10 protein-coding genes and 1 tRNA gene are annotated in these 11,513 nt (G+C 63.5%); 5 read left to right on the top strand and 6 right to left on the bottom strand.

All coding sequences use genetic code 11. The features are described from left to right. Positions 1-302 precede the first annotated feature (302 nt). The 4 genes from IAE33_RS03545 to IAE33_RS03530 form a co-directional block, all read right to left on the bottom strand. Positions 303-378, bottom strand: a tRNA-Phe gene (locus IAE33_RS03545). A 90-nt stretch (positions 379-468) separates the two neighbouring features. Further along, a complete protein-coding gene (locus IAE33_RS03540) occupies positions 469-741 on the bottom strand; it encodes an oxidative damage protection protein (RefSeq protein WP_028635309.1) in 273 nt (90 codons plus the stop codon). Continuing rightward, positions 741-1,805, bottom strand: a complete 1,065-nt coding sequence (gene mutY, locus IAE33_RS03535; RefSeq protein ID WP_201162214.1) for an A/G-specific adenine glycosylase — start codon at positions 1,803-1,805, stop codon at positions 741-743. Before mutY ends, IAE33_RS03540 begins: the two co-directional genes overlap by 1 nt. Then, positions 1,802-4,054: an AsmA family protein gene (locus tag IAE33_RS03530; protein WP_201162212.1), complete on the bottom strand. Its 2,253-nt coding sequence runs from the start codon at positions 4,052-4,054 to the stop codon at positions 1,802-1,804. Before IAE33_RS03530 ends, mutY begins: the two co-directional genes overlap by 4 nt. 257 nt (positions 4,055-4,311) lie before the next feature. On the opposite strand from IAE33_RS03530, the gene IAE33_RS03525 reads away from it, so the two are divergent. From IAE33_RS03525 to hisF, 5 genes are all read left to right on the top strand, one after another. Continuing rightward, on the top strand, positions 4,312-5,973 hold the full coding sequence (locus IAE33_RS03525) for an OFA family MFS transporter (protein ID WP_201162210.1): 1,662 nt from the start codon (positions 4,312-4,314) through the stop codon (positions 5,971-5,973). A gap of 458 nt (positions 5,974-6,431) precedes the next feature. Then, positions 6,432-7,025, top strand: a complete 594-nt coding sequence (gene hisB / locus IAE33_RS03520) for an imidazoleglycerol-phosphate dehydratase HisB (protein ID WP_028635305.1) — start codon at positions 6,432-6,434, stop codon at positions 7,023-7,025. Next, positions 7,026-7,664, top strand: coding sequence for an imidazole glycerol phosphate synthase subunit HisH (gene hisH / locus IAE33_RS03515; protein ID WP_060482824.1), 639 nt, complete (start codon positions 7,026-7,028; stop codon positions 7,662-7,664). 112 nt (positions 7,665-7,776) lie between these two features. Next, positions 7,777-8,508, top strand: coding sequence for a 1-(5-phosphoribosyl)-5-[(5-phosphoribosylamino)methylideneamino]imidazole-4-carboxamide isomerase (gene hisA / locus IAE33_RS03510; RefSeq protein WP_028635303.1), 732 nt, complete (start codon positions 7,777-7,779; stop codon positions 8,506-8,508). Between the two features lie 109 nt (positions 8,509-8,617). Beyond that, the gene (gene hisF / locus IAE33_RS03505) at positions 8,618-9,388 is read left to right on the top strand and encodes an imidazole glycerol phosphate synthase subunit HisF (RefSeq protein WP_028635302.1); all 771 of its coding nucleotides are present in this window, start codon (positions 8,618-8,620) and stop codon (positions 9,386-9,388) included. An 80-nt stretch (positions 9,389-9,468) separates the two neighbouring features. Here hisF and choV read toward each other — a convergent pair whose 3' ends face one another. Next, on the bottom strand, positions 9,469-10,647 hold the full coding sequence (gene choV, locus IAE33_RS03500) for a choline ABC transporter ATP-binding protein (protein ID WP_060482826.1): 1,179 nt from the start codon (positions 10,645-10,647) through the stop codon (positions 9,469-9,471). Then, positions 10,644-11,492 (bottom strand): choline ABC transporter permease subunit, encoded by an 849-nt coding sequence (gene choW, locus IAE33_RS03495; protein WP_174435893.1) that lies wholly within the window; start codon positions 11,490-11,492, stop codon positions 10,644-10,646. The genes choV and choW overlap by 4 nt, the downstream gene beginning before the upstream one ends. Positions 11,493-11,513: the final 21 nt, after the last annotated feature.

Genomic DNA, 11,513 nt, shown 5'->3' with positions numbered 1-11,513 from the left:
CCCCCCCCCCCCCCCCCCCCCCCCCCCCCCCCCGCCGCCCCGCGGGGGGGCGGGGAGTTGCAGGGGGGCGTCTTCGCTCATGGAGGTCCTTGCGCAGTCGGTACGGGTTCCACAAGACATGCTAAGGGTGAGGAAGGGATGGCTTTTTGATGTTGGTCAAGACAGGCCACTGGTATCTGCGATGGGTGACCATTGAATGTCTGCGAAGACGGCAATCTTTTTTCACGGACAACAAAAAACCCGCACTAGGCGGGTTTCTTGTTGTCGCTTCGGGTGACTTTGCAACCACCAGAAGCTGAAGGTGGTGCCCAGAGACGGAGTCGAACCGCCGACACGAGGATTTTCAATCCTCTGCTCTACCGACTGAGCTATCTGGGCGACGAGGTGAATTAAATAGACTTTCAGACCGCTCGTCAACGACTTTTTGAAAAAATTTTAAATCAATTCCGTCGCTTACGTTCCTTGGGGTCATTCCGAGGGTGGCACGTAGCCTTCGGCCTGGGCGTACTCTTCGCCGGCGAAAAACTTGTCCATCTCGGCCTGGAGGAATTTGCGGTCCTCGGCGTTCATCATGTTCAGGCGCTTTTCGTTGATCAGCATGGTCTGGTGTTTCTGCCAGTCGGCCCAGGCCTTCTGCGAGATGTGATCGAAGATGTCCTGGCCCTTGGCGCCGGGGTAGGGCGGGCGGTCCAGGCCGGGCAGTTCTTCGTTGTACTTGCGGCACATCACGGTGCGGGTCATCAGGCATCTCCTGCAATCAGTTCGTCGGCTGCGCGTTTCAGCAGCTTCTTCACCGGGGCAGCGAGGCCCAGGCGGGGTGGGGTGGCGAGGTTATACCAGAGCCAGTCGGCCTCGGCCACGTGCTCGCCGACCGGGTCGACGCGCACCAGCCAAGGCTCGATGGCCAGCTGGAAGTGGCTGAAGGTGTGGGTAAGGCCGCCCAGGGCGCGGCTGCCCGCCAGGCGCAGGCCGTGCTGGTAGGCCAGGTCGTCGAGCTGGGCGATGTCGTCCAGCTCCGGCAGGCTCCACAACCCGCCCCACAGGCCGCTGGAGGGGCGGCGGTACAGCAGGATGGCGCCCTGGGCATTGGCCAGCAGCGGCATCAGCGTGCGCCGCTGCGGCAAGGCCTTGCGTGGCTTGGGCTCGGGGTAGCGGGTTTCTTCGCCATGCAGGTGCGCCTCGCAGCCACTGCGCACCGGGCAGATCAGGCAACTGGGCTTGCTGCGGGTACACAGGGTGGCGCCCAGGTCCATCATCGCCTGTGTGTAGTGGTTGGCGCGCTGTTGCGGGGTGAAGCGCTCGGCCGTTGCCCACAGCTGGTTGGCGACCTTGGGCTCGCCCGGGTAGCCGGCCTGGGCGGTGAAGCGCGCCAGTACGCGCTTCACGTTACCGTCCAGGATCGGCGCACGGATGCCCATGCTGATGCTGGCGATGGCCCCGGCGGTGGAGCGGCCGATGCCGGGTAGCTCGGTGAGCTGTTCGACGCTGCGCGGGAACTCCCCGCCGTGCTGCTCTACCACCATTCTGGCGGCCTTCTGCAGGTTGCGGGCGCGGGTGTAGTAGCCCAGGCCCGTCCACAGGTGCAGCACTTCGTCTTCCGGGGCTTCGGCCAGCGCCTGCACGGTCGGTAGCGCCTGCATGAAGCGGTCAAAGTAGTTGAGCACGGTGCTCACCTGGGTTTGTTGCAGCATGATTTCGGACACCCACACCCGGTACGGGTTGATGCCCTGTTGCCAGGGCAAGTCGTGGCGGCCGTGCTGGTCATACCAGCCCAGCACAGCGCTGGAGAACTGCTCGGGGGTCATCGCTTGAACAGCCCCTTGAGCGCGTCTTTAAGTTCCGGGCTCACTTTGTCTCCGAGTTTTTCATCGAGCTTTTCATCAATCTTGTCCTTCAGGCGGTTGCCGGCCAGCTTGGCCGCGACCTTGCCCATGCCTTCCTGGTCCAGGCGGCAGGCCTTGGCACCCAGCTCCAGCGGGCCACGGCAGCGCAGCGGCAGTTCCACACCCACGTAGCGTTCGTTCACCTGGCAGGCAGGGTCGGGCATGGCGCGCTGGTCGCCTTCCACGATCACGCCCACGTTGTAGTCCATGCCCAGCACGCGCAGGTCCACGTCACCGTGGCCGTTCACGGTAAGGCCAGGGATACGCACCTTCAGGTCCGGGTTGCTGGCCACACCGTTGCGCACCACCACGCTGCCGCGCAGCTCCTGGAACGGGGTGTCCTTGCCACGTGGTTCGCCACTGAGCGACTTGCGGTTGAGCGTGGCGATGGCCTGGCACAGCTGCTGTTCCAGGTTGGCATTGACCAGCACGCCGTCATTGATGGTGAAGTTGGCGTTGCCGTTGAGGGTGTCCACCAGCGCCTTCTGGCTGTTGCCGGTGGCCGTCAGGTCGCTGGACAGGGTCAGCAGGCCTTTCACCGGCGGGGTCTGCTGCTTGCCGTCGGTCTTGATGAAGTGCTCCACCGGCACCCGCTGGATACGGGTGTTCACCCCCAGTTGCGGCACAGCAGGGCGCACGTCGACCGTGCCCTTGGCCTCGAAGCTGCCGTTGTACAGGTCACCGCGCAGGGTTTGCAGGGTCAGCAGGCCGCCCTGGCCGTTGGCGGTGAGGCGGGCATTGCTGATCGGCAGCTTGTCCAGGGTCAAGGCGCCGAAGCTCAGGTCGGCCTGCAGGTCCAGGGCCCGCAGGCGGTCCACCGGCAGCAGCTTGTCATTGCTCCAGGCAACCTGGGTGGGGGCGTTGGGCAGCGGCGTGCTGCCGGCACCAGCCACGGCACTGGCCTCCTGCTGCTGCACTTCGGCCTGGCGCGCGGCGGTGGCGCCTTTGGCCTCCTGGCTTTTGGCCGGCAGATAGCGGTCGGCGTCGAAGGTGTCGCCCTTCAATTGCACACGCAGGGCTTGCTTGGCGAAGTCCTCGATGGCTACGCGGCCGGTGAAGGCGCTGGCGTCCAGCTTCACCGCCAGGTCTTCAAGGGCCAGGCTGGCAGGCGTGCCTTGCAGGCGGGTCACCAGTTCCAGCTTGGTGAATGCCGTGGCGTCATTGGTGGCTGGCAGCGGGTGGCCGATGCTGTCCATGAACGCGCGCAGGTCGAACTGGGCGATGGACAGGCCGCCGCTCACTTGCGGCGCGTTATCCAGGTCACGCAGGTTCAGCTCGCCAAGGGCGCGCAGCTGGTTGGCCGACACCTTCAGGCCGTTCCACGAGGCTACGTTGGCGCCCTGGTCCAGCAGCAGTTGGCCCTGGGCGGCAAAGGTTACGGTCTTGCCGCCGGTAGGCTCACCCGAGGTTTCGCCCGACAGGCGCATGTCCTCCAGGTTGTAGCGCTTGAGCTTGCGGTCAAACCGCAGCTCGCCGGCAAGCTCGGTGCGGGCCTTGATGTTCGGCTGGCTGGCGCTGATGAAGGCGCTGGCCTTGAGCGGGATGTTCACGCCTTCATGCACGGGGCCGGTGCTCAGCTGGATGCTTTCGGCGTTGTAGCTGTTGCCGGTGCGCGCGTCGGTGTACTGCACGCGGGCGTTGTTCACGGTGAGGCTGTCGATATCCAGCTTCACCGGGCGCTCGTTACCGTCGGCAGGCCGAGGCTGGGCGCCGGCCGCAGGCGTGGCGTCGGCTTGCGCAGCCTTGCCCGGCTCGCCCTGGGCTGGCAGCGGCTTGCCGATATCTTCCCAGTTGCCGTGGCCCTGTTCGTCGCGGGCCAGGGTCAGGTTCAAGCCTTCGACGCGCACATCGCTCATCTGCACTTCGCGGCGCAGCAAAGGCAGCACGCGCACAGACAGGCCGAGCATCTGCAAGTCGGCGAAGGGCTCCTTGGGCGTGTTGAGGGTGGCGATGCTGGCTTCATGCAGCTCCAGCCCAAGCCATGGGAACAGGCTCCAGCCGATGTCCCCGTTGAGGGTCAGCTCCACATGAGCCTTGTCGCGTGCCAGCTGGCGAATCTCGTCTTTGTAGTCGTTGGGATCGAAGAGGTGGGTCAGGGCGAAGCCCAGCGCCACGATGATCAGCAACAACCCGAGAAGCCCGAGGCCCAGGATTTTGCCGAACGCTTTCATGGGCGAGTCCTTGTAGTCCGATTTTGAATTCAAGCGGCAGAGTATAGCGCCGCAGCGCCTATCCTACGCATGCATCGGATAGGACGGCTTCAATCGGCACTGCCGCTGTGGCAAGCAGAGGGATGTTTGGATCTTGCCAGGCAGGACCGGTTCAGCTGCGCCACAATAAGCGATATCAGATTGCTTTCATCCAGCGCTGATGCTGCTACCCTTGCGCCGCTTTGCCTGCACTTACCTATAAAAAAAGGATCACGTCCATGAGTACTACTGTCTCGACGGGGGCACCGGCCAGCGCGCCAGGCTTCCTGTCCAAGGAGCGCATTATCGCCCGGCCGGGCTTCAACCGCTGGCTGGTACCGCCGGCGGCACTGGCCATTCACCTGTGCATCGGCATGGCCTATGGCTTTTCGGTGTTCTGGCTGCCGCTGTCCCAGGCCCTGGGTATAAGCGCACCGGTGGCGTGTGCCCCGGACATGAGCTTCATCGCCAAGCTGTTCAGTGCCGACTGCGACTGGCCGATTTCGATGCTCAGCTGGATCTACACCCTGTTCTTCGTCTTCCTGGGCTGCTCGGCGGCCGTGCTGGGCGGCTGGCTGGAGCACGCGGGCCCGCGTAAAGCCGGCCTGGTATCGGCCCTGTGCTGGTGCGGCGGCATGCTCATCTCTGCCATTGGCGTGAAAACCCATCAGCTGTGGCTGATGTGGCTGGGCTCGGGGGTTATTGGCGGTATCGGCCTGGGCCTGGGCTATATCTCGCCGGTTTCGACGCTGATCAAGTGGTTCCCGGACAAACGCGGCATGGCCACCGGCATGGCGATCATGGGCTTTGGCGGCGGCGCGATGGTGGGTGCACCCTTGGCCACTGCGCTGATGGGCCACTTCGGCAACGCGCATGAAGTGGGCGTGTGGCAGAGCTTCGTGGTCATGGCGGCGATCTACTTTGTGTTCATGACCGCCGGCGCCCTGGCGTACCGGGTGCCGCCAACCGGCTGGAAGCCCGAAGGCTGGGTTGCCCCTGCGAAGAAAGCAGGCAACAGCATGGTCACCGACCGCCACGTGCACGTCAGCGTGGCCTGGAAAACACCGCAGTTCGCGTTGATCTGGCTGGTGCTGTGCCTGAACGTGTCGGCCGGTATCGGCATTATCGGCATGGCTTCGCCCCTGCTGCAGGAAGTGTTCGCCGGCAAGCTGCTGGGCAACGAGCTGACCTTCAGCGAGCTGAACGCCGCGCAACTGGCGCAGATTGCAGCCATCGCTGCGGGCTTCACGGGTTTGCTGAGCCTGTTCAATATTGGTGGGCGGTTCTTCTGGGCGTCGTTCTCGGACTACATCGGCCGCAAGAACACCTACTTCGCCTTCTTTGCCCTGGGCGTGGGCTTGTACAGCCTGGTGCCGAACATGGGGCACCTGGGCAACGTGGCACTGTTCGTCGCGGCCTTCTGCATCATCTTGTCGATGTACGGTGGTGGCTTTGCCACCGTGCCGGCTTACCTGGCTGACCTGTTCGGTACGCAGATGGTCGGCGCCATCCATGGTCGCCTGCTGACTGCCTGGGCGGCGGCGGGCGTACTGGGGCCGGTGCTCATCACCTACCTGCGCGAGTCGCAGCTGGCGGCGGGCGTGGCGCGGGCGGCGGCTTACGACATGACGCTGTACATCCTGGCCGGCCTGCTGGTGCTGGGCTTCATCTGCAACATGCTGGTACGCCCGGTGGCAGACAAGCACTTCATGACCGATGCCGAGCTCGCCGCCGAGCGTGCGCTCAGCCATGACAAGGGCGCCGATGAGGCACGCTCGCTGGAGTGGAAGCCTGCACCGGGCAGCCTGCCGTTGGTGTTGCTGGCGTGGGCGGTGGTGGTTGTGCCGCTGGCGTGGGGCGTGTGGATCACCTTGCAGAAGACTGCTGTGTTGTTCCATTGACCTGATCGCGGGTGGGCGGCCTTCCGGCAGGGACGCAGGGGGCTGCAAGGTGTTCGTCGTGGCGAGTGCGGCGCCTGTGAGATCGAGCGCCGCCCGCGCGGCGCATCGCGAGCTTTGCTCGCTCCTACGCTTGTTTCGGGCCAGTCACGCCTGGTGCATACGACACGATATCGCGACATACGCCAAGGCGTCCGCGCGCCAATGGCGCAGGCCTAATTGGCCCGAAACAAACGTAGGAGCGAGCGCAGCTCGCGATGCGCCGCGCGGGCGGCGCTCGATCTCACGGGTACAGACCTCTAGCGGCGAGCACCTGGCGGCCCTACCCACTTGTATAGACCTGTAACGCCATCCATCCCCCGCAATTACTGGCCCTGCCATATGTCATGCGCGTTCCAAGCCGGCGCCATCTGGGCCTATAATGGAGCCCTTTTCGCCCCATGATTTTTGCGGAGCTGGTGATGGTCGAACGTAAGGCTTCCGTCGAGCGCAACACCCTGGAAACCCAGGTGAAGTGCTCGATCAACCTCGATGGCAGTGGCAAGGCCCGATTCGATATCGGTGTGCCTTTCCTTGAACACATGCTGGACCAGATCGCCCGCCACGGGCTGATCGATCTGGATATCGAGTGCAAGGGCGACCTGCATATCGACGATCACCATACCGTCGAAGACGTCGGTATTACCCTTGGCATGGCGTTCGCCCAGGCCATCGGCGACAAGAAAGGCATCTTCCGCTATGGCCATGCGTACGTGCCGCTGGATGAAGCCCTGTCGCGGGTGGTCATCGACTTCTCCGGGCGCCCGGGCCTGCAGATGCATGTGCCGTATACCCGTGCCAGCGTCGGTGGCTTCGATGTCGACCTGTTCCAGGAATTCTTCCAGGGCTTCGTCAACCACGCCCTGGTGACGCTGCACATCGACAACCTGCGTGGCCACAACACCCACCACCAGATCGAAACCGTGTTCAAGGCTTTCGGCCGCGCGCTGCGCATGGCCATCACCCTCGACGAGCGCATGGCCGGGCAGATGCCATCCACCAAAGGGTGCCTGTAAATGCAGACGGTAGCCGTAATCGACTATGGCATGGGCAACCTGCACTCGGTGGCCAAGGCGCTGGAGCACGTCGGTGCCGGCAAGGTAGTGGTAACCAGCGACGCCGCTGTCATCCGTGAGGCTGACCGCGTGGTGTTCCCCGGTGTGGGCGCCATCCGCGACTGCATGGCCGAAATCCGCCGCCTGGGCTTTGACAGCCTGGTGCGCGAAGTCAGCCAGGACCGCCCGTTTCTGGGTATCTGCGTAGGCATGCAGGCCCTGCTGGAGCACAGCGAAGAAAACGACGGTGTCGACTGCATCGGCATGTTCCCTGGGCAGGTGCGCTTCTTTGGCAAAGGCCTGCAAGAAGACGGCGAGCACCTGAAGGTGCCGCACATGGGCTGGAACGAAGTCAGCCAGAGCATCGACCACCCGCTGTGGCACGACATCCCTGACCGGGCGCGCTTCTACTTCGTGCACAGCTACTACATCAATGCCGGCAAGCCGGGGCAGGTAGTCGGCCGTGGCCACTATGGCGTCGACTTCGCCGCCGCCCTGGCCGATGGCTCGCGCTTCGCCGTGCAGTTCCACCCGGAAAAAAGCCATACCCATGGCCTGCAGCTGCTGCAGAACTTCGTTGCCTGGGACGGGCGCTTTTAAACCCCAGCTTCAAGCTTCGAGCTGCAAGCGCCAAGCAGGAGCGCGCAGCTCGAACAACCGCGTGCAAGCTTGTAGCTTGAGGCTTGCAGCTTGTGAATTTTGAGGAACACACATGCTGATTATCCCCGCTATCGATCTGAAGGACGGCGCCTGCGTGCGCCTGCGCCAGGGCCGCATGGAAGACTCCACGGTATTCTCCGACGACCCGGTGAGCATGGCCGCCAAGTGGGTCGAAGGTGGCTGCCGCCGCCTGCACCTGGTCGATCTCAACGGCGCCTTCGAAGGCCAGCCGGTCAACGGTGAAGTGGTCACTGCCATCGCCAAGCGTTACCCCACCCTGCCGATCCAGATCGGCGGCGGCATCCGCTCGCTGGAAACCATCGAGCACTATGTCAGGGCGGGCGTCAGCTACGTGATCATCGGCACCAAGGCGGTGAAGGAACCTGAATTCGTTGCCCAGGCGTGCAAGGCGTTCCCTGGCAAGGTCATCGTTGGCCTGGATGCCAAGGACGGCTTCGTCGCCACCGATGGCTGGGCCGAAGTCAGCTCGGTGCAGGTGATCGACCTGGCCAAGCGCTTCGAGGCCGATGGCGTCTCGGCGATCGTCTATACCGACATCGCCAAGGACGGCATGATGCAGGGCTGCAACGTGCCCTTCACCAAGGCCTTGGCCGAAGCGACTTCGATCCCGGTAATTGCCTCGGGCGGCATCCACAACCTGGGCGACATCAAGGCCCTGCTGGACGCCAAGGCCCCGGGTATCATCGGCGCCATCACCGGCCGTGCCATCTACGAAGGCACCCTCGACGTCGCCGAGGCCCAGGCCTTCTGCGACAACCACTAAGAGCGGCAAGCGGCAAGCTGCAAGCTGCAAGAGGGTGAGCGCTATACCAGCCGCTCTTCACTTGAAGCTTGAAGCTTGCCGCTTGCAGCTGCCGTCAGGAGCCTGACCCATGGCTTTAGCCAAACGCATAATCCCTTGCCTGGACGTGGACAACGGCCGCGTGGTCAAGGGCGTCAAGTTCGAGAACATTCGTGATGCCGGCGACCCCGTGGAAATCGCCCGTCGCTATAACGAGCAGGGTGCCGACGAAATCACCTTCCTCGACATCACCGCCAGCGTCGATGGCCGTGACACTACCTTGCATACCGTGGAGCGCATGGCCAGCCAGGTGTTCATCCCGCTGACCGTGGGCGGCGGCGTGCGTACCGTGCAGGACATCCGCAACCTGCTCAATGCCGGTGCCGACAAGGTTTCGATCAACACGGCTGCGGTGTTCAACCCGGAGTTCGTTGGCGAGGCGGCGGACCGTTTCGGTTCGCAGTGCATCGTGGTGGCAATCGATGCCAAGCAGGTTTCTGGCCCTGGTGAACAACCCCGTTGGGAGATCTTCACCCATGGCGGGCGCAAGCCGACCGGGCTGGATGCTGTGCAGTGGGCGATGAAGATGGAAGCGCTGGGGGCCGGTGAAATCCTGTTGACCAGCATGGACCAGGACGGCATGAAAAACGGCTTTGACCTGGGCGTTACCCGGGCCATCAGCGATGCGCTGAGCATCCCGGTGATTGCCTCGGGCGGTGTGGGTAACCTGCAACACCTGGCCGATGGCATCCTGGAAGGGCACGCCAGTGCGGTGCTGGCGGCCAGTATCTTCCACTTTGGCGAGTACACGGTGCCTGAGGCCAAGGCCTACATGGCTTCGCGCGGGATCGTCGTTCGTTGAGCCATTGATTGGGGCTGCTGCGCAATTCCCCGTAGGAGCGAGCAAAGCTCGCGATGGGCCGCAAGGCGGCCCCAATCACGTCAACCGTGGTTCTTGCCAAGCAAGGCGTGATACAGCTCGGTATCCCCCAGAATCCCGACCACCTTGTCGTTCTCCTGCAACACCAGCTTGTTACCGGTGTGGTAACGAATCTGCAGCGCTTCACGCATGCCGATATCCGCATGCACCAAGGTCGGCCTGCGGCCCAGCCCTTCCACTGCCTGCCCTGGCGCCCAGTTCTGCATTTCCAGCCCGTTCTGCCCTTGGCGTGCGCGGGTGATGGAATTGCCTTCGCCCAGGTCCAGCCACGAATCGCCGCTCGGGTCCAGGCAAACCGAGCCGTTGACCCGTTTGCAGTTGTCCAGGCTACGCATCAGGCTGCGGCCGCACAGTACGTTCAGCGGGTTGGTGTGGGCGACGAAGGTACGCACGTATTCGTCGGCCGGGTTCAGCACGATCTCTTCCGGCTTGCTGTACTGGATGATGCGGCCATCTTTCATGATCGCAATACGGCTACCCAGCTTCAGGGCTTCGTCCAGGTCGTGGCTGACGAACACGATGGTTTTGTTCAGTTTGCTCTGCAGGGTCAGCAGCTCATCCTGCAGGCCCTGGCGGATCAGCGGGTCGAGTGCCGAGAACGGTTCGTCCATCAGCAGGATGTCGGCGTCCATCGCCAGCGCCCGGGCCAGGCCCACGCGCTGCTGCATCCCACCGGAAAGCTCGTCCGGCTTCTTGTTGCGCCACTGAGCCAGGCCCACCAGCTCCAGCTTCTCGTCTACCAGCTTGCGCCGTTCTTTCTCCGGGCGGCCCTGCATTTCCAGGCCGAAGCTGATGTTTTCGCGCACCGTCAGCCAGGGCATCAGGGCGAACTTCTGGAACACCATGGCGATGCGCTTGGTGCGCATCATCTTCAGCTCGGCCGGCGTGCAGTGGGCAATGTCGATGTGCTTGCCTTCGTGCTCCACGAACAGCTTGCCGCGGCTGACCGTGTTCAGGCCGTTGATGCAGCGCAGCAGGCTGGATTTACCCGAGCCGGACAAGCCCATCAGTACGCAGATCTCGCCTTTCTGGATATCCAGGTTGGCCTTTTCCACGCCTACCACCAGGCCGGTCTGCTTGAGGATCTCTTCGCGGGTTTTGCCCTGGTCCAGCAGCGACAGCGCTTCGCGCGGCTTGTTGGAGAAGATGACGTCGACGTCTTCGAACCGAATGATACTCATGCTTCACCCCTTGCCGGCAGTTCCGGTTGCTTGCAGATACGGTCGAGCATGATTGCCAGCAGCACGATCGCCAGGCCCGCTTCGAAGCCCAGGGAGATATCAGCGGTGTTCAGTGCGTTGACCACAGGTTTGCCCAGCCCGTCCGCGCCCACCAGGGCGGCGATCACCACCATCGACAGCGACAGCATGATGCACTGGGTGACGCCAGCGGCGATGCTCGGCATCGCGTGCGGCAGTTCGATACGGGTGAGCAGTTGGCGGCGCGAGCAGCCAAATGCCTTGCCGGCATCCATCAGCTCCTGCGGGACGTCGCAGATGCCGAGGTAGGTAAGGCGGATGGGCGCCGCGATGGCGAACACCACGGTGGAGATCAGCCCCGGCACAACGCCCAGGCCGAACAGGGTCAGGGTAGGGATCAGGTAGACGAAGGTGGGTACCGTCTGCATCAGGTCCAGGACCGGGCGCATGGCGGTGTAGAACATCGGCTTGTGCGCCGCGACGATGCCCAGCGGCACGCCGATGGCCACGCACACGACCGTGGCGAACGACACCTGGGCCAGTGTTTCCATGGTTTCTTGCCAGTAGCCCAGGTTGAGGATCAGCAGGAACGACAGGGCAACGAATGCAGTCAGCGACCACTTGCGCTGGATCAGGTGGGCCAGGGCGGCGAACAGGGCGATGAGAACGAGCGGGTTGAACCAGGTCAGGGCACTGGTGACGCCATGGATCATGAATTCCAGGCCCTGCGCAATGGCGTCGAAATAATTCGCGCCATGCTGGGTCAGCCACTCGACGAACGAGGACATGTACTGGCCCAGCGGTATTTTTTGATCGATAAGCATGATAGCGAGCTTCCACCTGCGTAG

Origin of the sequence: Pseudomonas sp. S60 (assembly GCF_016647865.1) — a bacterium.
In the GTDB taxonomy this organism is placed as follows: domain Bacteria; phylum Pseudomonadota; class Gammaproteobacteria; order Pseudomonadales; family Pseudomonadaceae; genus Aquipseudomonas; species Aquipseudomonas parafulva.
This window is presented reverse-complemented; position numbering and strand designations above follow the sequence as displayed.

Coding starts and splice junctions, on each gene's coding strand:
- hisA (WP_028635303.1), top strand. CDS start 7,777: ATGCTGATTATCCCCGCTATCGATCTGAAGGACGGCGCCTGCGTGCGC.
- hisB (WP_028635305.1), top strand. CDS start 6,432: ATGGTCGAACGTAAGGCTTCCGTCGAGCGCAACACCCTGGAAACCCAG.
- hisF (WP_028635302.1), top strand. CDS start 8,618: ATGGCTTTAGCCAAACGCATAATCCCTTGCCTGGACGTGGACAACGGC.
- mutY (WP_201162214.1), bottom strand. CDS start 1,805: ATGACCCCCGAGCAGTTCTCCAGCGCTGTGCTGGGCTGGTATGACCAG.
- IAE33_RS03525 (WP_201162210.1), top strand. CDS start 4,312: ATGAGTACTACTGTCTCGACGGGGGCACCGGCCAGCGCGCCAGGCTTC.
- IAE33_RS03540 (WP_028635309.1), bottom strand. CDS start 741: ATGACCCGCACCGTGATGTGCCGCAAGTACAACGAAGAACTGCCCGGC.
- IAE33_RS03530 (WP_201162212.1), bottom strand. CDS start 4,054: ATGAAAGCGTTCGGCAAAATCCTGGGCCTCGGGCTTCTCGGGTTGTTG.
- hisH (WP_060482824.1), top strand. CDS start 7,026: ATGCAGACGGTAGCCGTAATCGACTATGGCATGGGCAACCTGCACTCG.
- choV (WP_060482826.1), bottom strand. CDS start 10,647: ATGAGTATCATTCGGTTCGAAGACGTCGACGTCATCTTCTCCAACAAG.